This window comes from Ruegeria sp. 6PALISEP08 (assembly GCF_001238295.1).
Lineage (GTDB): Bacteria > Pseudomonadota > Alphaproteobacteria > Rhodobacterales > Rhodobacteraceae > Ruegeria.
In genome coordinates this window covers 256,942-282,319 of record NZ_LGXZ01000007.1, presented here as the reverse complement: position 1 = coordinate 282,319, position 25,378 = coordinate 256,942, and the positions used below count along the sequence as shown (strand labels likewise).

Genomic DNA, 25,378 nt, shown 5'->3' with positions numbered 1-25,378 from the left:
TTTCGATCAGCGGGATTGGTCACGAACGACAGTGACGGTACAGTGCGCGTTGCGCACCACACGGGCCAGGTTCGGTCCGATCTCGTAATTCGGGAAGTCGCCTTTGGTCGAAGCCATGATGATCAGGTCGAAGCCGTCCTTGTAGGCGAGTTTCAGGATTTCGCGGTAAACGCTGCCTTCTTCGATGTGAACGTTCACGTCCGAGGCATTGCCATGATCCAGAATGGCCTGTACCGCATTACGCACATGGTCTTTGGCACCAGCGCCATAGTTGGCGGGCAGGTTCGGCAGCTGGATGATCTCGGGGATGACAGCAACCGCGTGCAGCTCGGCCCCGTAGAATTTCGCCTGTTCCAGCGCCAGCGGCAGGGCGTTTTTCCACGAGCGGTCGTCGGTATGATCAATCGGCAGCAGGATTTTCGTGGCCATCACGTCTCTCCTCGAGATATTGAATTCTGTTTCAAAGGCGGGGGGCCGGGATGGCCCCCCGTTTTAAGTCAGATCGAGCTTACTCGGCAGGTGTGCTGCCCGGCTCTTCGGACTTGCCGCCCGAGGCGAAGAACTCTTTCGTCAGTTTGAAGACGATCGGGCTCAGCAGGGCCAGGGCGATCAGGTTCGGGATAGCCATCATGGCGTTCAGCGTATCCGCCAGCAACCAGATGAAGCCCAGATCCGCCGTTGCGCCGAAATAGATCATGACGATCCACAGGACGCGGTAGGGCAGCAGCGATTTGACGCCCAGAAGGAACTCGACGCATTTCTCGCCGTAGAACGACCAGCCGAGGATGGTGGTGAAGGCAAAGATCGACAGAGCGATGGCGATCAGATACCCACCGACACCCGGCAGCGACAGTTCGAACGCGTGGCTTGTTAGTGCCGCGCCGGATTCACCCGATGTCCAGGCTCCCGACGAGATGATTGCCAGCCCGGTGATCGAGCAGACGATGATCGTGTCGATGAAGGTACCCAGCATCGCGATCAGGCCCTGGTTGACCGGACCTTTGGTCTCGGCTGCGGCGTGTGCGATCGGAGCCGAACCCAGACCGGCTTCGTTCGAGAACACACCACGTGCCACACCAAAGCGAATGGCGGCCCAGACGGCTGCGCCCGCGAAACCACCTTCAGCGGCCGAGGGGGTGAAGGCATATGTGAAGACCATCGACAGAGCGGAGCCAATGTTGCCGATGTTGATCAGCAGGACCAGCAGACCGGCGACGATATAGGCAATCGCCATGAATGGAACCAGTTTACCGGCAACCGCGCCGATGCGGGTGATGCCACCCAGAATAACGGCTGCGGTCAGAACCATCAGAACAACGCCAGTGACCGAAGTATTCAGACCAAAGTTCGACTCCAGAACCTGTGCCACACCATTGGCTTGTACGCCGTTACCGATGCCGAAGGCTGCAATTGCGCCGAACAGGGCAAATGCAACACCCAGCCAGGCCCATTTCGCCCCAAGGCCGTTTTTGATGTAGTACATCGGGCCGCCTACAAAATTGCCCAGCTCGTCTTTTTCGCGATATTTCACGGCCAGAACGGCTTCGGCATATTTGGTGGCCATGCCCACCAGGGCGGTCATCCACATCCAGAACAAAGCGCCCGGACCGCCCAGGAAGACAGCAGTGGCCACACCGGCGATGTTACCCGTACCGATGGTCGCCGACAGTGAAGTCATAAGCGCGTTGAACGGGCTGATCTGCCCTTCGCCCTGACCTTCACGGCCTTTGAACAGCAGGCCGAAGCCCGTGCCAATGCGCAGGATCGGCATGAATTTCAGCCCAACCTGCAGGAAGAAGCCGACGCCGAGGATGAGAACCAGCATCAGCGGCCCCCATACGACGCCATTGATGGCCCCTACTATTGAATTTAACGCTTCCATGGTTTCCCTCCCATTTGCGTTAGGTTTATGCCCCGTTGGCGATGGCCCGCTGGCGGGCCTGCTTAAGAGCAGCGAAATCTTCGTCCGCGTGGAACGACGAACGGGTCAGCGGTGTTGCCGACACGTGCAGGAAGCCCTTGGAACGTGCGACTTGTTCCAGTTGGGCAAATTCTTCCGGTGTCCAGAACCGGTCTATCGGATGGTGTTTTGGCGTTGGTTGCAGGTACTGACCAACAGTCAGAAAATCGACTTGAGCCGCGCGCAGGTCGTCCATCACCTGCCGCACGTCGTTCAGGCTTTCGCCCAGACCAACCATCAGACCAGATTTGGTGAAAATTTCCGGGTTCTCGCGTTTCGCATCATCCAGGAGGCGCAGCGACGTATAATACCGTGCGCCCGGCCGTACCGTAGGATAAAGATGCGGCACGGTTTCCAGATTATGGTTGAAAACATCCGGGGCAGCTTCAAACACAATTTCTGAGGCGGTGCCTTTCCCCAAAAAGTCCGGTGTCAAAACCTCGACCGTAGTGCCTGGGTTCTGATGGCGTACGGCGCGGATCGTCTGAGCGACATGCTCGGCCCCGCCATCGTCCAGATCATCGCGATCGACCGAGGTGATTACCACGTGGCGCAGGCCCAGTTTCTTGACTGCTGCCGCAACCCGACCGGGCTCGAACGCGTCCAGCGCGTCCGGGCGGCCCGTGGCGACGTTGCAGAAGGAACAGCCGCGTGTGCAGACCTCGCCCATGATCATCATGGTGGCATGGCGCTTAGACCAGCATTCGCCAATATTAGGGCAAGCGGCCTCTTCACAAACGGTCGCCAGGTCATGCTCGCGCATCACGCGGCGTGTTTCGTAGTACTGGGCGCTGTCACCCTTTTTCTTCCGAATCCACTTGGGCTTGCGCGGGATGACACTGTCGGCCTTTTTGGCCTTTTCCGGGTGGCGGGGGCGAAGCTGGATGGTCATCTGGTGGCTCCGTCTTAAGCGTGGATCGCACGGCCGAGAGCGTCAAGGCAGGCTTCTTTGACCGCCTCTCCCATTGCCGGGTGAGCGTGACAGGTTGCGGCGACCTCGGTAACCGTTACGCCCTTGGTCATGGCCAGAACCAACTCGGCGATCAGATCACCACCATGAGCCCCGCAGATATGCGCGCCCAGGATTTTGCCATTCGGGTCGGCCAGAACTTTGACCGCGCCGTCAGTTTCACCAGTCGAGCGGGCACGCGAATTGGCCATGAAGATAAATTTGCCGACGGTGTAGTCGGTTCCTGCGTCCTTCAGCGCCTCTTCGGTTAGACCAACCGAGGCAACCTCGGGGTCAGTGTAAACCACCCCTGGTACGGTGTTGTAGTCGACGTGGCCAGCTTCACCAGCCAGCATTTCAACGGAGGCTACACCGTCTTCCTCGGCCTTGTGGGCAAGCATCGGTCCAGGCACGCAGTCCCCAATGGCGTAGATTCCAGGGACCGAGGTTTGGAAAGCTCCATCGACTTCGATGAACCCGCGCGCGTTCACGGCGACGCCCAGCTCTTCCAGTCCAAGCCCGCGTGTGACCGGACGGCGACCAACGGCGATCAGGACCTTGTCGGCCTCGATCACTTCTTCCTTGTCCTTGCCTACGCGATCCACAGTCAGGCTCAATCCAGCCTCGGATTTCTCAACCGATTTCAACGCTCGACCCAGTTGGAACTTTAACCCGCGCTTGGACAAAGCGCGCTGCGCCAGTTTGGCGATCTCGCCATCGATACCGGGCAGCACGCGATCCAGATACTCGACCACAGTAACTTTGGCACCCAGGCGCGCCCAAACCTGACCAAGTTCCAGACCGATGACACCTGCACCGATCACCACCAGATGTTCGGGCGCGCTATCCAACGCAATTGCGCCGGTCGAACTGAGCACATCCTGTTCATCAATTTCGATACCCGGCAGTGAGGTCGGCTCAGATCCGGTCGCGATCAGGATGTTTTTGGCTTCGTGAACATCGTCACCGACCTTGACCTGCCCGGCGCCGGGAATACTGGCCCAGCCTTCGATCAGGTCAACGCCATTCTTCTTGAACAGAAACGCGATGCCCTTGGTCAGATCGCCAACAATCTTGTCCTTACGATCCATCATCGCACCAACATCGATGCTGGCCCCCTCAACCGCAATACCGTGGGAGGAGAGATGTGCAAGTTCGGCATATTTGGCCGAGGAGGTCAGCAACGCTTTGGAGGGGATGCATCCCACGTTCAGACAGGTGCCGCCCAGTGATCCGCGCCCTTCGACGCAAGCCACTTTGAGCCCCAGCTGAGCCGCGCGGATCGCTGCGACATAGCCGCCAGGTCCGCCCCCAATGACAATCAGATCGTAGGACATTTCGTTTTCTTTCAGTAAATCGGATGGCGGGTGCACAAAGCGAGGACATTCTCGCGCGTTTGTTTTTCGACGGCTTCGTCACCATCAGGTTTTTTGGCAAGCGCATCCAATACGTCGCCGATCATGTGGCCGATCTGCCTAAACTCGTCCGGCCCGAACCCACGGCTGCAACCTGCTGCCGTTCCCAATCGGATACCGCTGGTTATGGTGGGTTTCTCAGGATCGCCCGGCACACTGTTCTTGTTGCAGGTGAACCCGGCACGCTCCAACGTCGCTTCGGCGTCTTTCCCGGTTACACCCAGAGGACGCAGATCAACCAGCATCAGGTGGTTTTCCGTGCCGCCTGAAACGATATCGCAGCCGCGCGCAATCATAACGTCCGCAAGGGCGGATGCACTGTCGACGACACGTTGCATATAGTCCTTGAATTCCGGCTTCAGGGCTTCGCCAAAGGCCACAGCCTTGCCTGCAATCACATGCATCAGTGGACCACCTTGCAGGCCGGGGAACACAGCCGAGTTAATCTTCTTTGCCAGCGCCTCGTCATTGGTCAGGATGATGCCGCCGCGCGGTCCGCGCAGGGTCTTGTGCGTCGTCGACGTTACAACATGCGCATGGCCGACAGGTGAAGGATGCAAACCGGTTGCAACCAGCCCTGCGATATGGGCCATGTCGGCCAGCAGCCAAGCTCCTACCTCATCCGCGATTACACGGAACCGGGCGAAGTCGATCTTTTGCGAATAGGCCGAAGCGCCGGCGATAATCAGCTTGGGCTTTTCGGCTTTGGCCAGTGCTTCAACCTGGTCGTAATCAATCAATCCCTCATCGGTCAGACCATACTGGATCGGGCGGAACCATTTGCCGGACTGGGCGGGTTTTGCCCCATGAGTCAGGTGCCCACCAGCATCCAGAGACATACCAAGGATCGTGTCACCCGGGCTGAGCAGCGCCAATTTGACCGCGCCATTGGCCTGTGCCCCCGAATGCGGCTGGACGTTGGCGAACTCACAGCCGAACAGCTGTTTCAGGCGGTCGATGGCCTCAGCCTCAACCTCGTCCACATACTCGCATCCACCGTAGTAACGGCGACCAGGATAGCCTTCGGCATACTTGTTCGTCAGCACCGACCCCTGCGCTTCGATAACAGCCTGCGAAACGATGTTCTCCGATGCGATCAGTTCGATCTGCTCGGCCTGGCGTTTGCCTTCTTTTGCAATCGACGCGGCGATGACCGGATCAACCTCTTTGAGCGCGATTTTGAACATGATCCCCTCCCGGATGCAGAACCTCAGACGCGAAACTTTGTTTCCTATAGTGGAAAAAGTGCACTCAAGGCAACACTTCTCTCATAATTGTGAAGTTGTGCAAGCTGGGAAAAATGGGTAACTTACGGAAAATCGGGGGGATTTCTATGATTGATGACAGTCGCATCGACGGGGCCGGACAGGCAGAACCGGACGAAGGTGCCGCTTTGGGACAATCAATTCGTGATGCTCGCCGGGCTAAAGGGTGGACTTTGGAAGAAGTTGGGCGGGCGGCGGGAATCGGTCGCTCGACCCTGTCCAAGATCGAAAACAATCAAACCCGACCCAGCTTCGATATCGTGCGGCGCCTGACGCAGGTCCTGGATATGAACACCCCGCAGCTGTTCCTGCAATCGGGTCAAACCAGCATTTCGGGTCGGCGCGATTTCACAGCCAATGGTCAGGGCGAAAAGCGTGACACCCCGACCTATCAGCATGAACTACTGTGTCCGGAATTGACTACAAAACGCATGTTACCCTACATCGCGACCATCAAAGCACGCGATGTGTCAGAGTTCGAGAACTGGATTCGACACAGTGGTGAGGAATTCATGTATGTGATCAGCGGCGAACTGATCTTCGTTTCAGAACATTATAGACCTTTGACAATGAAAGCCGGTGACTCGCTATATTACGACAGCAGCATGGGGCATGGCTGTATTTCGACCAGCAAAGAAGATGCCCGGGTCTTATGGGTGTCGCTCGAGTGAGCTTGCAGCAACCAGCAGCAAGGCAGGTGGAAAATGCGAAGGTAGTGATGTTTAATCCCTGCCGGATACACCTGCGACCGTGCAGAAAGAGGGATCTTCAGATCAGTCCCCTCTTTCCTCTGCCTTCTGAGATCGGTGCCTTGTTTTTGGGGCGCGCAAGTTGAAGGTTGCGATGTCCGTGCCTGAATCCGGCCGCCAAGTTCTGTATCGACCAAGGCAGGCGCGATGAAATTCGCGGAAAAGCCAGCGGTGCGATGCAGGGTGTCTGTGTATTGGAGGGCAGTACCGAAACCGATACATGGGACTATGGAAGGCAAAATATGGGCTCCAGCGATTGGATCAGCAATCCGGTCGCCTCGCATCGCACGATTGTCGATCGCTTGTCTTTGTTTTGCCAGAACGTGATCCCGCCTTTGATCCTGAAAGATCAGTCCGCTTTTAGCCGTGGCTGAAGGTGCAAGTCGCGACATCGGCATGTCGCGGGATTGGTATACTCCTCGCCGCGTCCTCAATAGCCATAAGCATGATACGTGCGTTGAATGAAAACTGGGCCCTGTTTTTGGGGATGCTCATGCTGATGGTTGCCAATGGTCTGTTGGCGACATTGCTGACAATTCGCGGGGCAAGCCTGGGCTTCAGCGACTTTACGATTTCCGTCATGCAGGCCAGCTATCCGTTGGGTGCACTTGCAGGAACCGCCATGGCCCCGCGCTTGGTGGAAAATGTCGGGCATATCCGGGCTTTTTCCGCCCTTGCGTCACTTGTGTCCATTGCCGCAATCGTGCATCTGCTGACCAGCGATGCCATCAGTTGGAGTGTCATGCGCTTCCTGGGCGGTTTTTGTTACCCGGGTCTCTACGTCATTACCGAGAGCTGGCTGAACGCGAAATCCGATAACAGCACACGCGCGCAAGTGTTGTCACTCTATTTCGTTATTCAGCTTGCCGGACCTGCACTGGGTACAGCCCTTGTTGGCTTTCCTGATCCCACGGGCAACCTGTTGTTCGGCACCGTCTCGATCCTGATTTCACTGTCGATCGTGCCACTGCTTTTGTCCGGTAACAAAGCGCCGGATTACACCGTTCCCGAACGGATGCCCATTACCCGGTTGTACAAGGTGTCTCCGATCGCGGTCATCGGTATTGTGTTGGTCAGCATAGGTGTTTCCGCCCATTACATCACCTTGCCCTTGTATGCCTTGCAGCAGGGTTTCTCGGCCGCACAAGCATCCGGCGCCCTGGTTGCGGCCCTGATTGCTGGTGCTGCTGTGCAATACCCCGTTGGCTGGATCTCCGATCACACAGACAGGCGTTTTGTGGTTATCGGATTGGGCGTTATTTCAGCTGTGGCAAGTCTCTGGATTGCCGTCGATACGTCCCCCACGCATCTCACCTTGGGCTTCATGCTCATCGCAATTGGCCTGTATCCTACCTATTCCATCCTGACGGCCCATGCGAATGATCAACTCCGGCTATCCCAGATCGTGCCTGCCAGTGGCACTATGGTTTTGCTGATGAATATTGGGCTGTTGGTCGGAACCATGTTGGGTCCGAACGCCATATCGCTGTTTGGAGGCCGAGGCCTACAAATACTCTTGGCCGGGATCGGCATCTCGGTTGCTCTGATCGCATTAATCCGCCGATTCAAGGTCGCTGCCCCAGCCGAGACAGGAGAAGTTCAGGTTGTGGGCATCATCGGCGCAACGCAACCCGGCGTCTTACAAGCCGAAACCTGGGTGCAGGAAGAGGAAGAGGCAGAAAGGAAAGACCAGAACCGTTCGGTGGACGGTATCTAAAACGCAGGGAAAATAAGAGATTCTCCATAACCACATTGCCCGATTACAAATCAGTTGCGGATTTTGAGCCCGACCCAAGCATTGCCCAGTTGGACCAGAACGTCGTTATCATAAAGCTTCTGGAGGCGTTAAACGAAGGCCTGATACTAGGCCAGCCCAACGTCAGACGTCATCCCATTCATCCTGAACACAACTCGTGATGACCTGATTCAGCCGGTGGTGCAGACCGATATGGTCCGGGTCATCCAATCCATGCGCAGGTTATGTTCCGGGGCGTCTGTTTCGGTTCACTTCCAAAGAAGCCCCGGACGTCCCCAAAGCACCACCGAGTTTTGAACCTTGGATCGCCCGAGTGGCACTTCCATAATTCTGACAAAATGGGAAAAGCTGAGCAACGTATCCTTCATTCCGCAGATTTGCCCCGCTGCTACGCAACGGTGGTACGGATTTCGTCGACCAACACATCGATCAAACTTTTTCTCGGGCTGTCGACGCGTAATAGAACCCCCAGTGCACGGGATACGGGTTTGCCGCCCAGTGGGATTTTCCGCAACTGACTGAATTCCGGGTCGGGTACGCAAAGGTCTGGCACGATTGAGACACCCAGATTGTAGGCTACCATGCTGGTGAGGTCCTCCAGCGATTTCATCTCCATTGCGTAACTCACCCGGATTCCGTTCTGCGTCAGCCATGCATCGGCCAGAACGCCTACCATCCCGTCGCGGGCGTGGCGCACGAAAGGCTGGCTTGCAAGGATCTGCGCAGGATCGCCTTCGGTCACCTCAGGGGATGTCACCAGAACCAATTCCTCATCTGCAACAGGATGCCATTCCAGATCGGGCGTTAGCATATCCGGAGCGCTCAGAACCGCTGCATCGATCACACCGCGTTCAACCTGCGTCTGAAGATCGCCGGACAGGGCCGACGTAACATGGACGCGCAGTTCCGGGTAGGTTTCCAGCAAACGCCGAACAGTGATCGGGATCAGCCTGCGGACGGTCGATGACACCGCCCCCAGCTTGAACTCACCACCAAAGGCAGTGTCACCGGCCACACCTTCAAGAATGGTGTCGTAGGCCCGCACTAGATCCCTGGCCTTAGGCACCAGCGCCCAGCCAGTCTGATTGAGCTTGGGTGTACGACCGGTCCGATCGAATAAAATGATCTGCAATTGATCCTCGAGCCGTTTCATCTGCTGTCCGACCGCCGCCTGAGACACGTAAACCTTTTCTGCGGCTGCAGCGAAACTACCGGTTTCGGCGATCGCGATCAGTGTTTTGTACAGCGTGATGCTCATGGGCCAAGTCTTTCGCAATTTTTAAACCGTCTAAACCGCAACTTTATATCAGATAAAGTAGATTTAAATTGAGTAAAGCTGTGGTTTTGCGCGATATGGACGTCAGTGAACAGAGGAACCGACAATGTCCATCCACAGTAAAATCGTTGACGATCTGGTGGCCAATGACATCCGTTTCGTGACAACCGTGCCCTGTAAACAATTGGCCGGTGTCATCGACGAGGTCGAAGCGCGCCCCGAGATTTTTCACATCCCCTCAAACAAAGAAGACGAAGGCATGGGCCTGTGCGCCGGGGCCTGGATGGGGGGCAAACGACCCGCCATCATTATGCAGAACACCGCGATCGGCGTGACAATCAACACGTTGGCCACGTTGATCCAATATTACCGGATGCCGTTGCCGATGCTCATCTCGTATCGCGGTGAACTGCGCGAGCCAGTCGCCTGTCAGGTTGAAATGGCAGTGCACACCAAAGCACTTCTGGCCCAACTCAACATCCCGACCTATCACTTCCACAAGGAAAGTGACGCGGACGAGCTGGATACAATCCTGAAATACACCTTCATGTGCAACAAGCCGGTCGCCATCCTGACCGACGCATCCTTCTGGGGAGGCTACGGAGACCAATGATCCGCTCTGAGATTCTGAAAGAAATCGCCCCTGTTATCCGCGACCAGTTGGTGGTCTGCAATATCGGCATCCCCAGCCAGGAACTGCACGCCATCGACGATCAGCCCACCAATTTCTACATGCTGGGCACTATGGGGCTCGCGTCCAGCATCGGGTTGGGTTTGGCCTTGGCTCAGGACAAAAAGGTGATTGCAATTGACGGTGACGGCTCGGTTCTGACCAACTTCGGCACATTGCCGACGATCGCCAACAATGTGGCCGACAATTTCATCCTGCTGATCGTCGACAACGGGTCATATGGCTCGACCGGTGATCAGCCGACCTATGCGGGGCAGAAAACCTCGTTGGCGGCTGTTGCCTCGGCCTGTGGTTGCGAAAACGTGGTCGAATGCCGGGCCGAGGATACAAAACAGGCGATCGAAGACGCCCTGGCCGGAAACGAGATGACCATAATCGTGGCCAAATGCGAAAGCGGCAATGCCAAGATGCCCGTTATCACCATGGACCCGGTGGTGATCCGTGATCGCTTCATGAAAGCCGTTCAGGCCTGAGGCCCCGATCATGTTGCCGTCCGGCCAGATCCATTCCAGCGCGGATGCCCGGCGGATCGCCCGCAGGCGTCTGCCCTGGATGGTGTTCGATTACATGGATGGTAATGCGGGCGAAGAATATGGCGCAGCGCTGAACCGACGCGCCTTGCAGGACATCCGATTGCGCGCGCGGGTGCTGGTGGATGTTAGCCAGCGTAGCCTTGACTTGCCGGTCTTTGACCACGCTGCCAAACGACCTTTTGGTATCTCTCCCATGGGCATGTGCAATCTGGCTGCGCCCGGGGCGGACCTCATGCTGGCGCGCTTGGCCGCCGACTACAAAATCCCGCATGGGGTTTCGACCGTGGCCTCAACTCCGTTGGAAAAGATCATTGAAGTGGCTCAAGGACACGCCTGGTTCCAACTGTATTTCAGCGGCGATGGCGGCAGCGCCATGAACCTTGTGGACCGGGCCGAGGCCGCAGGCTATCGCACACTGGTTCTGACCCTGGACGTGCCAGAAGTTGGCCGCCGCCCGCGCGAACTGCGCCATGGCTTCAAGATGCCGTTTCGGATCGGACCGCGGCAGTTTGTAGATTTCGCGCTACATCCTTGCTGGTCACTGAACACATTGTTCCGCGGCAAGCCAAGGATGGCAAATTTTCCAGATGGTACCTTTGACCGCACGGAATCCCGCGCGCGTGCTGATTGGGACTATCTCAGTCGACTGCGCAACCGATGGACGGGAAAGCTGGTCGTCAAAGGCGTTCTGGATGCCGAAGATGCACTGCGGTTAAAACAGGCCGGTGTGGACGCCATACAGGTGTCCAGCCACGGCGGTCGACAGCTTGATTCAGCAATCCCCCCGATTCTGGCCCTGCCTGCCATCCGCAAGACCGTTGGCCCGGATTTCCCCCTGTTCTACGACAGCGGATTACGCAGCGGCGAAGACGTGGTGAAGGTGCTGGCGTCAGGGGCTGAATTCACCTTTCTGGGCCGCGTCTTGTTATACGCGATCGCCGCCGGAGGCGAGGCGGCGCTGCGAACCCTTTGGGATGTGCTATCTCAGGAAACCAGTCTGACTCTGGCTCAGATCGGGGCTACATCGCCCCAGGTTGAGCAGCTTGAACAAAGCCTCTGTACGTCGGCTTAGCCTACGGCCTGGTTGCTCGCGGCACGAGCCGTCTTGCCTTGCTCATCAGAGAATTACCCTCCAGTCCACCTTTGCTGGCTTGGGTCGCTTGCTAGCTGTTCTCAGCCCTCCGTTTCCTAAATGTAACGGAGGACCAGATCTGTTGGTCAGGCTCACTAATAGGCAACCATTGTCAGCAACTCATATTCCGCGACTTGTTCATCATCCTGCTGCGTCAGGATGACATGCCAGCGCACTTCTCCATATTCATCGTTGCGTTGGGTCTTTGCCTTAACCGTCAAGCGTACTTTGATGCTGTCACCGGCTTCAACCGGCTTCATAAAACGCAGCCCGTCCAGGCCGGTGTTGGCCAGCACCGGCCCTTCATTTGGTTCGACGAACAGCCCGGCAGCAAAAGATAGCAGAAGATAGCCATGGGCCACCCGCCCCGGGAAGAACGGGTTCCGTTCCGCCGCTGCCTGGTCCATGTGGGCGTAGAACGTATCGCCTGTGAAAGTGGCGAAGTGTTCGATGTCTTCCATAGTAATGGTACGCGGTTCCGTGTGGATGGTCTCGCCAATGGCAAGGTCATGAAACCTGCGTGTGAACGGATGAGCGGGGCCCTTGACCTCGGTCGCGCCGGGCACCCATCTGTTTCCAATCGCAGTCAGCAGATCAGGCGAGCCCTGAATAGCGGTCCGTTGCATGTAGTGTTTTACACCACGCACGCCGCCCATCTCTTCGCCTCCGCCAGCGCGCCCGGGGCCGCCATGCACCATGTGTGGCAAAGGTGAGCCGTGACCGGTGGACTCCTTCATCGAGTCGCGGTTGTTGAAGTACAAACGCCCATGATAGGCCCCTGCCCCAATGGCGACGTGACGCGCCGCGTCAGGGTCATGCGTAATGACCGATGCCACCAAAGATCCCTGTCCCCGGTTTGCCAGTTCAATTGCATGGTCGAGATCGCGATAACCCATGACCGTGCTGACCGGACCAAAGGCTTCGGTATCATGCACGCGCTGCGCGGCGTCCGGGTCAGCACAGTGGTAAAGCATGGGCGGCAAAAAGGCCCCTTTTTCAGGATCCGCGCCATCGACTGTAAAATCATCGGGGTTGCCAAAGACGCGCTCGGCCTCTTGGCCGATGATCGCGACCTTTTCCAGAACGTCGCGTTTCTGACCGTTCGAGACCAACGCGCCCATGCGCGTGGTTTCCAGCCTTGGATCGCCGATGACGGTTTTGGCCAGCCGCGCGGACAATGCCTCGATCACCGCCTGCACCTGTGCCTCAGGCGCGATGATCCGACGGATTGCTGTGCATTTCTGCCCTGCCTTTGTGGTCATCTCGCGCTGGACTTCCTTGACGAATAGGTCAAACTCGGGCGTGCCCGGAACAGCGTCAGGGCCAAGGATCGAACAGTTCAGGCTGTCCTGTTCCGCGACGAACCGTACGGAGTTTTCCAGGATCACCGGGTTGGAGCGAAGTTTCAGCGCCGTATCCGCCGAGCCGGTAAAACTGACCACGTCCTGCAAGGTCATACGGTCCAGCATGTCACCCAAACCACCCGAAACCAACTGAAGCGCACCGGCGGGCAAGATACCAGATTCCAGCATCAACCGCACACACAACTCGGTCACGTAGCAGGAGTTCGTCGCCGGTTTGACGATGGCCGGAACACCAGCCAACAGGGTTGGCGCCAGTTTCTCCAACATTCCCCAGACCGGAAAGTTGAACGCGTTGATGTGAACCGCCACGCCGCGCAGCGGTGTACAAATGTGTTGACCCAGAAACGTACCATTGCGCGACAGTTGCTCAACATCACCATCCAGATAGACATGCCCGTCCGGCATTTCCCGGCGACCTTTCGAGGCAAAGACAAACATCGTGCCGATGCCGCCGTCGATGTCGATCATATGGTCCGACTGCGTTGCGCCTGTGTTGAAAGACAGGTCATAAAGCGCCTGCTTGTTCTGGCCTAGATGCAGCGAAAGTGCTTTGAGCATCTTGGCTCGCTCGTGAAAGGTCATCTTGCGCAGGGCCGGCCCGCCGACTTTGCGCGCATAGTCCAGCATCCCCTGCACGTCCAGGTCCGCGTTTCCCGCTGTGGCAATCACCTCGCCCGTTACGGCGCTGGCAATATTGCGCGCCCCGGCACCAGGCGGCACCCACGCACCGGCGGCAAAGCTGGATATCTGTTGGATGGTCATGAGCGTCTCCTCATCAGTGTCTGGATCCTCGCCTCGCTTTTAGGAGCGGGTGAGATCATATATTTAACCGTACGGTCGGTCGTTGTTATTAGCAAAAAACACCTCAACCCGTACATTTCAAACCTGCGCGGGCAGTCGCGCGAAACCCCGGAACCGGATGCGGCCACCACGTTCAGCACCTTCGGTGATGCAATAATCCGGGAAGCGGGTCAGAAACCGACCGACCGCCACCCGGCCCTCCATGCGGGCCAGAGTCAGGCCAACGCAGGTATGAGGCCCACCTGCAAACGCGTGGTGTTTATTGGGGCGGCGGTCCAGGATCACATCGCCAGGCTCGGCAAACTGCCGCGGATCACGGTTAGCGGCACCGATGCAAAGATGGATGTCCGTCCCGGCGGGAATGGTGTGACCATGAAACGCAACATCCTCGGTGGTCAGTCGATTGCCGAATTGGTTCGGGCTTTCCAGTCGCAGGAACTCATCCACGGCGGTGTTGATAAGCTCTGGGTAAGCCAGCAGTTCAGCCCGCTTGTCCCGATGCCGGTCCAGCAGCTCTAGCGCGTTACCGATCAGGTTGGTTGTTGTTTCGTGCCCAGCATTCAGGATGAAAATACAGTTCTGATACAGCTCAACTTCTGTCAGGCCACCATCGGTGTCGTCCTGCATCAGTCGGGTCAGCACGTCCGTTGACGGGTCACCCGGATTGGCGCGACGATCATCTATGATGTGGCGCAAGAACTCTTTGAAGTTCGACACCGCGTGGTTGCCCCAGTCTTCCTGTTCAGGAGTCAGCTGCGGCTCCAACGCGCCCAAAATGGCCAGAGACCAGTCTCGCAGAGGTCCGCGCTCGGATCGGGGTATACCCAATAAGTTGCCGATGATCTCGATCGGGATAGCCCCGGCAAAATCCTCGATCAACTCAACAGTGCCCTTGGCCTGCATCTGATCCAGCAAGCCGTCGACCAGCTGTATCAGGCCCGGCTCCATCTGCGACAGCGCACGCGGGTTCATCGCACCGACCATCACCTTGCGAACCCGGGTGTGCAGCGGTGGGTCATTGAACACCAAACTGGTCGTGTGGTGTTCGTATAACGGGCTGTCTACCCCGTATTTTGGCCCGAAAACCGCCTTCTTGTCCGAGATGAACCGCACCGTATCCCGGTACACCACATCCAGATCTTCATAGCGCGACAGGATGACCGAACCATCCGCTTGCTGGCAGACAGGAGTTTCCTCGCGCAGCGCAGCATAAGCTGGATAAGGGTCTTCGTGAAAACCGATGGGAAGTGCGGTCAGCGAGAACATCAGTGACCCATCGCCCCCATCTGCTCCGGCAGAACCAGCACCAGCCACGGCACCAGAACGATTAGCGCCAGACGGAAGATATCCGCGACCCAAAACGGTGTGACACCTTTGAAGATGGTCCCGGTTGAGACATCCCCAACCACACCTTTCAGAATGAACACGTTCAATCCGACCGGGGGAGTGATCAGGCTGATCTCGGTTACGACGACAACAACGATGCCGAACCAGATCGGATCATAACCCAGCGACGTGACCAACGGGAAAAAGATCGGCACCGTCAGCAACAGCATCGACAGCGATTCAAAGACACAGCCCAGTATGATGTAGATCCCGAGGATCATCAGGATCACCACAAACGGCTCAACCTCATAGGCCGTCACCAGAGTGATCAGCGCTTCAGGAAGACCGGCCAGGTTGATGAAATTCGAAAAGATCTGCGCCCCGATCAGAACCGAGAACAGCGCCGCCGCGGTGAAACTGGTCTCCTTCAGCACTTCAAAGGTCGAACCAAGGGTCAGCCCGCCCCGTGACAGGGCAATCAGGAACGCACCCATCGCGCCCATTCCAGCAGCCTCTGTCGGGCTGAAGGTGAGGTTCAGAGGGTAGAAGTCAAACACCCCGTACAACCCGCCTATCACAAGAAAGAACAGCAGCAACACGGCCCAGACCGAGCGCAGGGCCAAGAGACGTTCGCCCCAGCCGTGCCGCTCCCCTGCCGGTCCGGCGTCGGGTCTGCGCCAAACGGTCCAGCGCACCGCCAGCAGATAGAACAGGATGCCCAGCACGCCAGGGATGATACCCGCAACGAAAAGCTTGCCAATCGAAGTTTCGGTCAAAAGGCCATAGATCACCAGAATGACCGATGGAGGGATAAGGATCCCCAACGTACCGCCGGCAGCAATCGACGCCGTAGACAGCTCATCCGAATAACCGTAGCGGCGCATTTCCGGCATCGCGACTTTGGACATGGTTGCCGCCGTTGCCAGAGACGAGCCGCAAATGGCGGAAAACCCTCCACACGCAGCAACCGTGGCCATTGCAATGCCGCCGCGGAAATGGCCAAGGAAGGCGTTTGACACCGCATAAAGCTCGCGCGCAAGGCCACCCTTGTTTACGAACAGCCCCATCAGGATGAACAGCGGCACAACCGACAGCCCATAATCCTGCGCCGTGTCGGTGATCTGGCGGCCCACCATGGACATCGCAGCCTTCAACCCACGTTCGGACAGGATGCTGCCACCGCGTTCATATGCAAAGCCAAGCGTCCCAACGAGCCCCATCGCAAACACAATGGGCAGGCGCAGCAGCACCAGAACAAGGACAAGGGCGAAACCGATCAAAGCGGCAGTCATTAGGAGTGCTCCGACAAGGCTTGGGGGGCAATAATGTGCAAAATCCCGGTGATGATCATCGCAACAGCAGTGATCGCGGTGAAAGCGGCGATGAACCAACCCAGATAGAAGACCGGGATAGACAGGTATTCGGTGACATCGCCGTAATCCCGCGCCCGTTCAGCCAGCACCCAGACGCGCTGGATCGGCCAGATCAGCATGATGCCGGACACCAGATACACAATCGCATCACGCACCCGGCTCAGCCGCAAACGCGCGAAAATCCCATCTGTCAGGTCCACAGCGATCTGTCCGCGCCCAGCCGAGATTATGGGCAGGACCGAGAAGACAAGGATCGCCATCAGAATCCGGGTCAACTCGGTTGCCGCCTCAATCGGGGCGTTGAAGACAGAACGAAGGATAACGTCGAAAAAGGTCATCACCATCAGGATGAACAGCGCCACACAGGCCAGCAGCGTCGGAACGACACTGATGCGTCGCGCAAAGGTCACGAGTGAGTGCATGATTGGTCCCCGGCGGGTGAAAAGGGCTGGCGGTTTAAGCGCGCCAGCCCGGCTGCGTTACTGGGCAGCCATTTCATTTACGATCATGTCGTAAGCGGCCTGAGCGTCGACGCCCGCGCCGTTAACTTCGTCAATGACCTTGGCGCGCACATCCACGGCAATCGTGTTGAATTGCTCCAGATCTTCAGCAGATGCCGCGTTGATCGCGTTGCCTTCGGTGGCTTCGGTTGCTTCACGACCGATGGCGTCGATCTCGTCCCAGATCTTGCCGATCTCGCGGCTCAGTGGTTCGCCAAAGACATTCTCTTCCAGTGCGGCCTGCAGGTCTTCGGGCAGATCGGAAAAGGTGTCTTCATTCATGATGAAAGCAAACGATCCGCGATAAAGGCCGCCCGGAACTTCGTAGACGTTCTGCGCCACTTCGGTCAGTTTGAAACCCTTGCGGGATTCAAAGGGCATCACAACCCCATCCGCAGCTTTCGAGGCCAGGGTTTCGTATACTTTCGGCGCAGGCACCTGAATGCCGGTCGCACCCAGCGCCGTTCCGACGTCCCCGCCAACGCCACCGGGGATACGCACCTTGAGACCCGACACCTCTTCCAGCGTGGTCACCGGGCTGCTGGAATGCAACTGGGCAGGACCATGCGTGTGCAGGGCGATCACCTTCACGCCGCGATGCTCATCCGCCGCCTTGAGGTGCTTGTCATATGTGCGCCAATAAGCGACCGAGGCGTCCTCGGCCGAACCCTCATACCCGGGCAGTTCGATCATCTTGGTGGTGACAAAGCGACCCGGCTGGTAGCCGTGGAAGATGATCGAAGCATCAGCCGCACCATCCATGATCAGGTCCATCTGCGCCGGTGGCGGTGCAATACCCAGCTTGAGTTCAGCCGTGACCTGGCCGTCTGTTGCCTCTTCAACCATTTCGACGAATTTCGGCCACATCTTGGCGTTGATGCCATGAGTCGGCGGTGCCCAGCTTGAGATGGTCAGCGTATAGTCTGCAGCCATCGCTACTGTGCCAGAAACGGCCAGCGCGGCCGACGCCAATAAAGTGCTTAGCTTGGTGAATTTCATGGTCTGTCTCCTCCCAATGAAACATGAGTCAAGAATGCGTTAATGGTCGCTTTTGTAACCATCAACATGTTAAAGGCCCCCCGGATGGTTCGCGATGCGCCACGAACCGGGGTTTTCGTCTGCAACGGTCAGCATCGCTGCGTGGGACACGTCGATACCGATCTCCTTGCTGTAGTTCATTGGCCCTCCACGCCAACGTGGAAAACCGTACCCATGGATTTGTACCATATCGACAGCCTCTGTGTTTTCCGCGATTCCGCCCTGGATGATCAAAGCACCCTCATTGGCCAGAACCGCCAGAATACGCGAGGAAATGTCCTGCTGTGAAAAGCGCTGGCGGATGATTCCCTGTTCGGCCGAGTAGGTTTCAATCAACGCCTCAACCTCAGGGTCCCGGACCGGGGTACGGTCGCCATCTGAGTAACGATACCAACCCTTGCCCGCTCGCTGACCAAAACGCTCCATCTCGCACAACTGATCGGCGATGCGCACGTAGCGTTCGTTTGGGTCGCGAGTTGCGGCATTGCGCTGTCGGTTGGCCCAGGCGATTTGAAGACCAGTCAGATCCTGCAACTCATAAGGCCCCATGGGCATCCCAAACGCCCGCATCGCTGCGTCCACCTGATAGGGCAGCGCCCCATCCGCCAGCAAATAGTCGGCCTCGCGCCGATAGGCGGCCAACATGCGATTGCCGATAAAGCCGTCGCATATGCCGGACAGAACCGAAACCTTTCGCAGCTTTTTGCCCAGCGCGAAGCCAGTGGCGACGGTATCCGGAGATGTCTGCGGCATATGTACTATTTCCAGCAGCTTCATCACATGGGCCGGGCTGAAGAAATGCAGACCAATGCAGCGGGCCTGGTTTTCAACACCCGCAAAGATGTCCAACGGGTTCAGGTAGGATGTATTCGTGGCCAGGATCGCATCGTGGTTCATGTACCTGGCCAGTTCCGCAAACACCGCCTGCTTGACAGACAGGTCTTCGAACACTGCCTCGATAGCCAACTCTGCATCCGCAGCAGCGGCATAGCCGTCGACGGCCTTAAATTTGAACAGGTAATCCCGCAGCTGTGCCTCGGACATCCTGCCCCGGTTTACGGCCCCCCGAAGCAGAGATTCAACTCGCTCTTGCGCCGCCGATGCAGCCTCGGCGTTCTGCTCGATCAGAGTGACCGACAATCCACCATTCAGCGCGGCCGTGGCAATACCTGCACCCATCAACCCGCCGCCCACAACGGCAATCCGGGTAATGTCGCGCGCAGTGGCGCCCTTGATCAAAGCGGGCTTGGACACCACGCGCTCGGCAAAGAAAGCATGGCGCAGCGCCCGGCTTTCAGCGCTTTGGCGCAGAGCCAGGTGGCGGGCGCGTTCTTTCGGCTGACCCTCAGCGAACGGTTCGGACACCCAACTCAGCGCGGTCAGGTTTTCCAGTGGTGATTGCTGCCCTTTGGCGCGCTTCTGCAACGCCTGACGACTTGTTTCCAACAGATCAGACGCGAACTCTGGCACCGAACGCTGGCTGACAGGTATCGGACGTGCGGGCAGCGCGGCAACAAAACCCGGCACTGCAACCTTCGGGTCTTCGGCGACCAGATCAATGCCCCCGAGTTCGGCCAGCGCTTCGGCTTTCAGAGTTTTACCAAAACACGCCATGTCGATTGCAGCCTGCATTCCCACGAGACGCGGCAAACGTTGGGTGCCCCCCGCCCCGGGGATCAGCCCCACATTGACCTCGGGCAGACCAAAACCGGCATCCGGCGCGGCGATCCGCCAGGCACAAGCCATGGCGATCTCGAACCCACCGCCCAGCGCATTACCATGAATGCAGGCGACAAAAGGCACTTTGCTATCTTCGATCTTCTGAATGACGTCCGGCAAATGTGGCTCAACCGGCGCCGCATCAAACTCGGACATATCACCGCCTGCGATAAAGGTTCTGCCCGCGCAGCACAGCACCGCCACACGCGTGCCTTGAACCGCATCAACCGCATCGGACAGCCCCTGTCGAACCGCGGTAGAGGTTGCGTTCACTGGCGGGTTGTTGACCGTGACCCAAGCCACGTCACCCTTAATTTCAACGCTCACCAGCGACGACTGCAACATCGGCAACCCTTTTGATCGGTCCAGATTCGGTACAGGTTTATATATTGACCAACCGTTCGGTTAATGCAATGATTAAGTTGAAACGAGACCAGAAGAGACAGCCATGAGCGATACGATACTTGTACAAGATCACGGGAACTGGGTCGAAATTACCCTGAACCGCCCCGACAAGTTGAACGCGTTCAATGAGGACATGCACGTTGCCCTTCAGGACGCGTTAAAAACCGCGCGCGAAAACGGGGCTCGCGCGATATTGCTGACCGGAGCGGGGCGCGGGTTCTGCGCAGGTCAAGACCTGGGTGACCGCGACCCATCCAAAATGGATAGCGCTCCGGACCTGAGCAAAACGGTGCGAACGTTTTATGCTCCTCTAGTCCGCTTGATCCGATCCTTGGAGTTCCCTGTCATATGCGCCGTAAACGGGGTTGCCGCAGGCGCAGGGGCAAATCTGGCATTGGCCTGTGACATGGTTCTGGCCGGGGAAAGCGCTAAGTTCATCCAGAGCTTTTCCAAGGTCGGGCTGATTCCCGACACCGGTGGCAGCTGGCACTTGCCACGCCTGTTGGGTGAGGCGCGCGCCAAGGGGTTGGCCATGACCGCTCAACCTCTTTCAGCCAAACAGGCAGAAAATTGGGGGCTGATCTGGAAGGCGCTGCCCGACGATCAACTGATGCTTGAGGTTCGCGCGCTTGCCGCGCAATTGGCCAACGGCCCCACACTCGGGCTGGGCCTGACAAAACAGTGCATTCAAACGGCGGCCACCACGTCACTGTCCGATCAGCTTGAGATTGAAGCGGACGCAATGAAAACTTGCGGGGAAAGCGCGGACTACGCCGAAGGCGTATCCAGTTTCCTTGAAAAACGCGCACCGAATTTTCAGGGACGTTGAGTATGACCCCAAAAGAACGCGCCGAAAAATCTGCCGCTGCAATGTGGGCAAATGACGAGGCAAGCAAATGGCTCGGCATGGAGCTTGCCGAAGTTGACGAAGGCCGCGCCGTTCTGACCCTGACCGTCGCGTCCCATCATTGTAACGGGTTCGGTATGTGCCATGGGGGCGTCACTCATGCCTTGGCCGACAGCGCTTTTGCCTTTGCCTGTAACAGCCGCAACGTTTCCACTGTCGGGCAGCACACGATGATGAGCTATCTCGCGCCGGGAAAAAAGGGGGACCGTCTGACCGCCACCGCGACAGAGGTCACTGTATCCGGACGAAGCGGCATCTATGACGTTCGCGTCATCAACCAAGACAACACTCTGATCGCTGAGTTTCGCGGCATGTCGCGCGCAGTTGGCGGTCAGAATTTTCAAGAATAGCTTCACGACTGGAGGAGTGACGCGATGAAAGACCTTTCCCCAAACAAAGCGAACCTGGATCCGATCGAGATCGCCTCGATCGACGAAATCCGCGCCACGCAGCTTGAACGCCTGAAATGGTCCTTACGCCACGCCTATGACAACGTTCTGATGTATAAGCAGCGGTTTGACGAGGCCGGCGTGCATCCTGATGATCTACAGCAGCTGTCCGATCTGGCAAAATTTCCGTTCACACACAAAAACGATCTGCGTGACAACTATCCCTTCGGTCTGTTCGCAGTTCCGCGCAGCGAGATCATTCGCCTGCACGCTTCATCTGGCACGACGGGCAAACCGACGGTTGTGGGTTACACCAAGAATGACATCGACAATTGGGCGGACTTGGGCGCGCGTTCCCTGCGCGCGTCGGGGTTGCGCAAGGGTGACATGGTGCACAACGCCTATGGTTATGGCTTGTTCACCGGTGGGTTGGGCGCCCATTACGGAATCGAACGGCTTGGCGCGACTGTCGTCCCCATGTCCGGCGGGCAAACCGAAAAGCAGGTCAACCTGATCAACGACTTCCGGCCCGACGGGATTATGGTGACGCCGTCCTATATGCTCAATATCCTTGAGCAGTTCCACAAAGCTGGTCTCGACCCCCGTGAAAGCTCATTGAAAGTTGGTGTTTTCGGCGCTGAACCCTGGACTGACGCCATGCGCGCCGAGGTCGAGGCCGCCTTTGATATGCATGCGGTAGACATCTATGGCCTGTCCGAAATCATGGGTCCTGGGGTGGCCAATGAATGCGTTGAAACCAAGGACGGTCCGGTGATCTGGGAAGATCATTTCCTTCCTGAAATCATTGACCCCGTAACCAGTGAGGTCCTGCCCGATGGCGAAATCGGCGAGTTGGTGTTCACAACCCTGACCAAGGAAGGGCTGCCGATGATCCGCTATCGCACGCGCGACTTGACCTGCCTTCTGCCGGGAACAGCACGATCCATGCGCCGGATGGCAAAGATCACTGGCCGAAGTGACGACATGATGATCCTGCGTGGCGTCAATGTCTTCCCTAGCCAGATTGAAGAACAGGTCATGGCGACAGGCGGTCTTGCCCCCTATTATCAGATCGAACTTTATAAGTCGGGCCGCATGGATGCGATGCGGGTCTTTGTTGAATCCTCACCGGATTCCACCGACGAGCTCTCCAAAACCGCGGCGGCCCGAATGCTGACCAAGCGGATCAAGGACGTCGTTGGTGTTTCAACTGAAATTGTTGTAGGTGACCCCGGCGACGTCGAACGCTCTCAGGGCAAGGCGAAGCGTGTCGTCGACAATCGCGATAAGGAATAAACCGTGGCCCGAACAATCGCCAAAGACCACGACCAAAAGCGGGAACAGATCCTGAAGATGGCGGCCAAAGTGTTTGCCGATCAGGGGTTTGATCGTGCGTCGATGACTCTGCTGGCCAAAGAGTGCGGGATCTCGAAAGCCAACATCTACCATTACTACGACAGCAAGGATGCCATCCTATATGACATCCTTGAAACATATCTGCGCGAGCTAAGGGATCGGATCTGCAACGTGGATCTGAGCGGTATGAACCCCGAGCAGAAGCTGCGCAAGGCGGTGCGCGAAATCCTGTTCGCCTATCAGGGCGCGGATGACGAGCATCGCGTACAAATCAGCGGCATAAGCGCACTGACAGACGAGCAGCAGAAACTGCTACGAGGCTATCAGCTTGATTTGGTAAATTTTGTGCGCGACATCCTCAAAGAATTGTCTCCCGAAACTTTCGATGATGCCAAAGACAAGTTGCGCGGTGCCACAATGTCAGTCTTTGGGATGTTGAACTGGTATTACATGTGGAACACCGGCGCGGGCCCCAAAGCCCGCGAAGACTACGCCGATCTGGTCAGCACGCTGACGGTTCAAGGCGTACCAAAGCTGTAGGCGCGCAGCGGTGCGCACAAGGCGCTATGTCGAAGCTTTGAGCCTGTCCATGTAGGCTTGCTTTGCGGCCATGACATCCTCGTCCGTCATGTTTGATCGGTTCAGTTCAAGGAAATGTTCCGCGGCCCCAACCGGCTGAACATTCAGGTTACTGACGGGTGTCAGATCGTCCGACCGTACATTCAAAATCGAAAGCACCTTGATGACGGGAAACAGACGATCGCTCAGACCCGAGGTGTTCAGAGAGATGACCTCGGCTCGTGAAGACATCTGTGCCGCGACCCGGTCCACAACACTCTCGAGGTCCGCGCCCGGGTTCAGTAGTTCAGCATATTCGGAAAGGTTTTCTTGTATTCTGTTTCCGCGAATGTTCTGCCAATACACGCTCTTGATCCAGTCGGGGGCATCTCTGGTCGTGTAAAAGAATGTGATCCGTGCCTTGTTGTCAGCGAACCTGTTGATTTCATCCAAGATGACTTCAGCAAGGACATGCGTTTGGTGGTAGGACCACACATCTTTACGTCCCGGGATCATACCAGCAAACTCTTCGCTGCTGATCAACAACGGCGCGTCAGTCTGGCCCTCGAATGGCAGCAGAGTTTGCCGGAACATCTGGCGAAATTTCTGAAGCTTTCTTTCGTTTGGTGCGACAGAATAGCGGCGTGCTGCAATGCCGGCGTCTTTCAAATCCCGCGGCACCAGAACACTCACACGGTCCTTTAACCGGATACGGTTCCTGTACAGCATCGTTTGCAGGGTTCTGGTCCCGGTTTTGTGAAACCCTTGATGTACAACAACCTTCAGCATCGACCCTTTTGACTTAACCCACGCGTAACATCCGCATTTAGTGTTGCCGCATCGAAAACATCAAGCGGTCCAGTCGATGTTCAGCTCTTCTCGAAAGGCAAAGCGTGTCAAATGCGCCTCGATCACCTGTTGCCAACGACGCAGATCACCACGCGGACCAGTAGCGGCTGTCACGGTCAAAGTGGTTGCATCTGCCGTCAATGCCAGCCGATCTCCGTCAGGGAATGACACTCTGCCATTTACTGCGTCAAATGAGACCTCGGCCTTGTGCGACCAGTGTTTGCAGAGTTGCTGAAGGTATTTTGAGGCCGCACCCGTCTGCGCAATGCCCGTTGCAGTCTGATCAGGCAACAGGTTTAGGCCCGCAACAGCGGCAGACCGGATGGCTTTGGCAAACAAGGTCACGTCGATGTTGGTGGCTACGAAAGTAGCGCCAAGATCCAGACATTTGCGTTGAAGATCCGGGTCCAGTGTCAAAATCCCAGCGGCTTTGCCCGCTGCCACAATACGGCGGATTGCATCCAGCACCGCCGCAACTACGTCAGGGTGGTCTGCATTTCCCAGATGGCCCAAATCAGCAGCCAGGTCGGCAGGGCCAATAAACACCCCGTCCACATCAGTCGCCAGAATATCGTCCAGCGCGTCCATACCCTTGTTGTTCTCGACCTGTACGAGCAAGCAAATCTGTTCGTCGGCGGTTTTCAGATAATCGGGGATCGCCGCAAAGCGTGACGCCCGCGCCAGCGATGATCCAACACCACGAACGCCATGCGGCGGGTACTGCACAGCCCGCACCAGTTCGCGTGCCTGATCGCCGCTTTCGACCATCGGCACCAGAATATTCTGGACGCCGGCGTCCAGATATTGCTTGATCATCCAGGTTTCGCCAATCGGCAGGCGTGCGACCGGCACGCTGCCAGACCCCTCAATCACGCGGACCTGCTCCAGGATTGAGCGCAGGTCGTTGGGCGCGTGCTCCCCATCAACCAGCAACCAATCGAATTGCGCGGTGGCGGCGATTTCGGCTACGTAGGCATTGGCCAAACCAACCCAGCATCCGATCTGAGGAGTTCCGGCCTTCAGCGCAGCCTTGAATACATTATGTGGCGCGGGCATTGGCGTTCCTT

At 57.3% G+C, this 25,378-nt stretch carries 24 protein-coding genes and 1 pseudogene; 11 read left to right on the top strand and 14 right to left on the bottom strand.

What is annotated here, in order from left to right; all coding sequences use genetic code 11:
• Nucleotides 1-6: 6 nt before the first annotated feature.
• The 5 genes from ALB80_RS12915 to glyA form a co-directional block, all read right to left on the bottom strand.
• Nucleotides 7-429, bottom strand: a complete 423-nt coding sequence (locus ALB80_RS12915; protein WP_050604486.1) for a universal stress protein — start codon at nucleotides 427-429, stop codon at nucleotides 7-9.
• A 79-nt stretch (nucleotides 430-508) separates the two neighbouring features.
• Complete coding sequence (locus ALB80_RS12910) at nucleotides 509-1,882, bottom strand: sodium:alanine symporter family protein (RefSeq protein WP_050604485.1); 1,374 nt, start codon at nucleotides 1,880-1,882, stop codon at nucleotides 509-511.
• 25 nt (nucleotides 1,883-1,907) lie between these two features.
• Nucleotides 1,908-2,852 (bottom strand): lipoyl synthase, encoded by a 945-nt coding sequence (lipA, locus tag ALB80_RS12905; RefSeq protein ID WP_050604484.1) that lies wholly within the window; start codon nucleotides 2,850-2,852, stop codon nucleotides 1,908-1,910.
• Between the two features lie 14 nt (nucleotides 2,853-2,866).
• Nucleotides 2,867-4,246, bottom strand: a complete 1,380-nt coding sequence (gene lpdA / locus ALB80_RS12900; protein ID WP_050604483.1) for a dihydrolipoyl dehydrogenase — start codon at nucleotides 4,244-4,246, stop codon at nucleotides 2,867-2,869.
• Nucleotides 4,247-4,257: 11 nt separating this feature from the next.
• On the bottom strand, nucleotides 4,258-5,511 hold the full coding sequence (gene glyA, locus ALB80_RS12895; RefSeq protein ID WP_050604482.1) for a serine hydroxymethyltransferase: 1,254 nt from the start codon (nucleotides 5,509-5,511) through the stop codon (nucleotides 4,258-4,260).
• A 146-nt stretch (nucleotides 5,512-5,657) separates the two neighbouring features.
• Here glyA and ALB80_RS12890 point away from each other — a divergent pair, with 146 nt between their 5' ends.
• The 4 genes and pseudogenes from ALB80_RS12890 to ALB80_RS12880 all read left to right on the top strand — a co-directional run bounded on the left by ALB80_RS12890 (nucleotide 5,658) and on the right by ALB80_RS12880 (nucleotide 8,055).
• Nucleotides 5,658-6,260, top strand: coding sequence for a helix-turn-helix domain-containing protein (locus ALB80_RS12890; RefSeq protein WP_050604481.1), 603 nt, complete (start codon nucleotides 5,658-5,660; stop codon nucleotides 6,258-6,260).
• A 167-nt stretch (nucleotides 6,261-6,427) separates the two neighbouring features.
• Nucleotides 6,428-6,565: pseudogene (locus ALB80_RS22910) on the top strand (DUF333 domain-containing protein); the annotation flags it as partial.
• 15 nt (nucleotides 6,566-6,580) lie between these two features.
• The gene (locus tag ALB80_RS22830) at nucleotides 6,581-6,712 is read left to right on the top strand and encodes a hypothetical protein (protein ID WP_256364021.1); all 132 of its coding nucleotides are present in this window, start codon (nucleotides 6,581-6,583) and stop codon (nucleotides 6,710-6,712) included.
• A 71-nt stretch (nucleotides 6,713-6,783) separates the two neighbouring features.
• Nucleotides 6,784-8,055: an MFS transporter gene (locus ALB80_RS12880; protein WP_050604479.1), complete on the top strand. Its 1,272-nt coding sequence runs from the start codon at nucleotides 6,784-6,786 to the stop codon at nucleotides 8,053-8,055.
• Between the two features lie 427 nt (nucleotides 8,056-8,482).
• On the opposite strand, the gene ALB80_RS12875 is transcribed toward ALB80_RS12880, so the two are convergent.
• The gene (locus ALB80_RS12875) at nucleotides 8,483-9,352 is read right to left on the bottom strand and encodes a LysR family transcriptional regulator (RefSeq protein WP_050604478.1); all 870 of its coding nucleotides are present in this window, start codon (nucleotides 9,350-9,352) and stop codon (nucleotides 8,483-8,485) included.
• 124 nt (nucleotides 9,353-9,476) lie between these two features.
• On the opposite strand from ALB80_RS12875, the gene ALB80_RS12870 reads away from it, so the two are divergent.
• From ALB80_RS12870 to ALB80_RS12860, 3 genes are read left to right on the top strand one after another with little or no spacing between them, the layout of a single operon-like run.
• Nucleotides 9,477-9,983, top strand: coding sequence for a decarboxylase (locus ALB80_RS12870; RefSeq protein ID WP_050604477.1), 507 nt, complete (start codon nucleotides 9,477-9,479; stop codon nucleotides 9,981-9,983).
• Nucleotides 9,980-10,534, top strand: coding sequence for a sulfopyruvate decarboxylase subunit beta (gene comE, locus ALB80_RS12865; RefSeq protein WP_050604476.1), 555 nt, complete (start codon nucleotides 9,980-9,982; stop codon nucleotides 10,532-10,534). Before ALB80_RS12870 ends, comE begins: the two co-directional genes overlap by 4 nt.
• Before the next feature lie 10 nt (nucleotides 10,535-10,544).
• Nucleotides 10,545-11,666: an alpha-hydroxy acid oxidase gene (locus ALB80_RS12860; RefSeq protein WP_371255983.1), complete on the top strand. Its 1,122-nt coding sequence runs from the start codon at nucleotides 10,545-10,547 to the stop codon at nucleotides 11,664-11,666.
• A 155-nt stretch (nucleotides 11,667-11,821) separates the two neighbouring features.
• Here ALB80_RS12860 and paaZ read toward each other — a convergent pair whose 3' ends face one another.
• From paaZ to ALB80_RS12830, 6 genes are all read right to left on the bottom strand, one after another.
• The gene (paaZ, locus tag ALB80_RS12855) at nucleotides 11,822-13,852 is read right to left on the bottom strand and encodes a phenylacetic acid degradation bifunctional protein PaaZ (RefSeq protein WP_050604475.1); all 2,031 of its coding nucleotides are present in this window, start codon (nucleotides 13,850-13,852) and stop codon (nucleotides 11,822-11,824) included.
• A 117-nt stretch (nucleotides 13,853-13,969) separates the two neighbouring features.
• Entirely contained in the window at nucleotides 13,970-15,157 is a 1,188-nt protein-coding gene (locus ALB80_RS12850) for a cytochrome P450 (protein WP_050604474.1), read from the bottom strand.
• Nucleotides 15,157-16,509 carry a TRAP transporter large permease gene (locus ALB80_RS12845; protein WP_050604473.1) on the bottom strand — a complete coding sequence of 451 codons (1,353 nt, stop codon included), beginning with the start codon at nucleotides 16,507-16,509 and terminating at the stop codon, nucleotides 15,157-15,159. Before ALB80_RS12845 ends, ALB80_RS12850 begins: the two co-directional genes overlap by 1 nt.
• On the bottom strand, nucleotides 16,509-17,012 hold the full coding sequence (locus ALB80_RS12840; RefSeq protein WP_050604472.1) for a TRAP transporter small permease: 504 nt from the start codon (nucleotides 17,010-17,012) through the stop codon (nucleotides 16,509-16,511). Before ALB80_RS12840 ends, ALB80_RS12845 begins: the two co-directional genes overlap by 1 nt.
• 57 nt (nucleotides 17,013-17,069) lie before the next feature.
• Complete coding sequence (locus ALB80_RS12835; RefSeq protein WP_050604471.1) at nucleotides 17,070-18,089, bottom strand: TRAP transporter substrate-binding protein; 1,020 nt, start codon at nucleotides 18,087-18,089, stop codon at nucleotides 17,070-17,072.
• 69 nt (nucleotides 18,090-18,158) lie between these two features.
• Nucleotides 18,159-20,192 (bottom strand): FAD-dependent oxidoreductase, encoded by a 2,034-nt coding sequence (locus tag ALB80_RS12830; RefSeq protein ID WP_050604470.1) that lies wholly within the window; start codon nucleotides 20,190-20,192, stop codon nucleotides 18,159-18,161.
• 103 nt (nucleotides 20,193-20,295) lie between these two features.
• Between ALB80_RS12830 and paaG the strand changes: the two genes are divergently transcribed.
• The 4 genes from paaG to ALB80_RS12810 are packed head-to-tail and all read left to right on the top strand — an operon-like array spanning nucleotide 20,296 to nucleotide 23,444.
• The gene (gene paaG / locus ALB80_RS12825; protein ID WP_050604469.1) at nucleotides 20,296-21,081 is read left to right on the top strand and encodes a 2-(1,2-epoxy-1,2-dihydrophenyl)acetyl-CoA isomerase PaaG; all 786 of its coding nucleotides are present in this window, start codon (nucleotides 20,296-20,298) and stop codon (nucleotides 21,079-21,081) included.
• A 2-nt stretch (nucleotides 21,082-21,083) separates the two neighbouring features.
• Entirely contained in the window at nucleotides 21,084-21,509 is a 426-nt protein-coding gene (gene paaI, locus ALB80_RS12820; RefSeq protein ID WP_050604468.1) for a hydroxyphenylacetyl-CoA thioesterase PaaI, read from the top strand.
• A 24-nt stretch (nucleotides 21,510-21,533) separates the two neighbouring features.
• A complete protein-coding gene (gene paaK, locus ALB80_RS12815) occupies nucleotides 21,534-22,844 on the top strand; it encodes a phenylacetate--CoA ligase PaaK (protein ID WP_050604467.1) in 1,311 nt (436 codons plus the stop codon).
• A gap of 3 nt (nucleotides 22,845-22,847) precedes the next feature.
• On the top strand, nucleotides 22,848-23,444 hold the full coding sequence (locus ALB80_RS12810) for a TetR/AcrR family transcriptional regulator (protein ID WP_050604466.1): 597 nt from the start codon (nucleotides 22,848-22,850) through the stop codon (nucleotides 23,442-23,444).
• Between the two features lie 24 nt (nucleotides 23,445-23,468).
• On the opposite strand, the gene ALB80_RS12805 is transcribed toward ALB80_RS12810, so the two are convergent.
• Together ALB80_RS12805 and ALB80_RS12800 are read right to left on the bottom strand one after the other, a co-directional pair.
• Complete coding sequence (locus ALB80_RS12805) at nucleotides 23,469-24,251, bottom strand: hypothetical protein (protein ID WP_050604465.1); 783 nt, start codon at nucleotides 24,249-24,251, stop codon at nucleotides 23,469-23,471.
• Between the two features lie 60 nt (nucleotides 24,252-24,311).
• On the bottom strand, nucleotides 24,312-25,367 hold the full coding sequence (locus tag ALB80_RS12800; RefSeq protein WP_050604464.1) for an aldolase/citrate lyase family protein: 1,056 nt from the start codon (nucleotides 25,365-25,367) through the stop codon (nucleotides 24,312-24,314).
• Nucleotides 25,368-25,378: the final 11 nt, after the last annotated feature.

Bases quoted from the DNA above. Each gene is read 5' to 3' on its own strand.
- comE (WP_050604476.1), top strand. From the start codon at position 9,980: ATGATCCGCTCTGAGATTCTGAAAGAAATCGCCCCTGTTATCCGCGAC.
- ALB80_RS12845 (WP_050604473.1), bottom strand. From the start codon at position 16,509: ATGACTGCCGCTTTGATCGGTTTCGCCCTTGTCCTTGTTCTGGTGCTG.
- ALB80_RS12830 (WP_050604470.1), bottom strand. From the start codon at position 20,192: ATGTTGCAGTCGTCGCTGGTGAGCGTTGAAATTAAGGGTGACGTGGCT.
- glyA (WP_050604482.1), bottom strand. From the start codon at position 5,511: ATGTTCAAAATCGCGCTCAAAGAGGTTGATCCGGTCATCGCCGCGTCG.
- ALB80_RS12880 (WP_050604479.1), top strand. From the start codon at position 6,784: ATGATACGTGCGTTGAATGAAAACTGGGCCCTGTTTTTGGGGATGCTC.
- paaK (WP_050604467.1), top strand. From the start codon at position 21,534: ATGAAAGACCTTTCCCCAAACAAAGCGAACCTGGATCCGATCGAGATC.
- ALB80_RS12870 (WP_050604477.1), top strand. From the start codon at position 9,477: ATGTCCATCCACAGTAAAATCGTTGACGATCTGGTGGCCAATGACATC.
- ALB80_RS12890 (WP_050604481.1), top strand. From the start codon at position 5,658: ATGATTGATGACAGTCGCATCGACGGGGCCGGACAGGCAGAACCGGAC.
- paaI (WP_050604468.1), top strand. From the start codon at position 21,084: ATGACCCCAAAAGAACGCGCCGAAAAATCTGCCGCTGCAATGTGGGCA.
- ALB80_RS22830 (WP_256364021.1), top strand. From the start codon at position 6,581: ATGGGCTCCAGCGATTGGATCAGCAATCCGGTCGCCTCGCATCGCACG.
- ALB80_RS12910 (WP_050604485.1), bottom strand. From the start codon at position 1,882: ATGGAAGCGTTAAATTCAATAGTAGGGGCCATCAATGGCGTCGTATGG.
- paaG (WP_050604469.1), top strand. From the start codon at position 20,296: ATGAGCGATACGATACTTGTACAAGATCACGGGAACTGGGTCGAAATT.
- ALB80_RS12915 (WP_050604486.1), bottom strand. From the start codon at position 429: ATGGCCACGAAAATCCTGCTGCCGATTGATCATACCGACGACCGCTCG.
- ALB80_RS12860 (WP_371255983.1), top strand. From the start codon at position 10,545: ATGTTGCCGTCCGGCCAGATCCATTCCAGCGCGGATGCCCGGCGGATC.
- ALB80_RS12875 (WP_050604478.1), bottom strand. From the start codon at position 9,352: ATGAGCATCACGCTGTACAAAACACTGATCGCGATCGCCGAAACCGGT.
- ALB80_RS12840 (WP_050604472.1), bottom strand. From the start codon at position 17,012: ATGCACTCACTCGTGACCTTTGCGCGACGCATCAGTGTCGTTCCGACG.
- ALB80_RS12805 (WP_050604465.1), bottom strand. From the start codon at position 24,251: ATGCTGAAGGTTGTTGTACATCAAGGGTTTCACAAAACCGGGACCAGA.
- paaZ (WP_050604475.1), bottom strand. From the start codon at position 13,852: ATGACCATCCAACAGATATCCAGCTTTGCCGCCGGTGCGTGGGTGCCG.
- lipA (WP_050604484.1), bottom strand. From the start codon at position 2,852: ATGACCATCCAGCTTCGCCCCCGCCACCCGGAAAAGGCCAAAAAGGCC.
- ALB80_RS12850 (WP_050604474.1), bottom strand. From the start codon at position 15,157: ATGTTCTCGCTGACCGCACTTCCCATCGGTTTTCACGAAGACCCTTAT.
- lpdA (WP_050604483.1), bottom strand. From the start codon at position 4,246: ATGTCCTACGATCTGATTGTCATTGGGGGCGGACCTGGCGGCTATGTC.
- ALB80_RS12835 (WP_050604471.1), bottom strand. From the start codon at position 18,089: ATGAAATTCACCAAGCTAAGCACTTTATTGGCGTCGGCCGCGCTGGCC.
- ALB80_RS12800 (WP_050604464.1), bottom strand. From the start codon at position 25,367: ATGCCCGCGCCACATAATGTATTCAAGGCTGCGCTGAAGGCCGGAACT.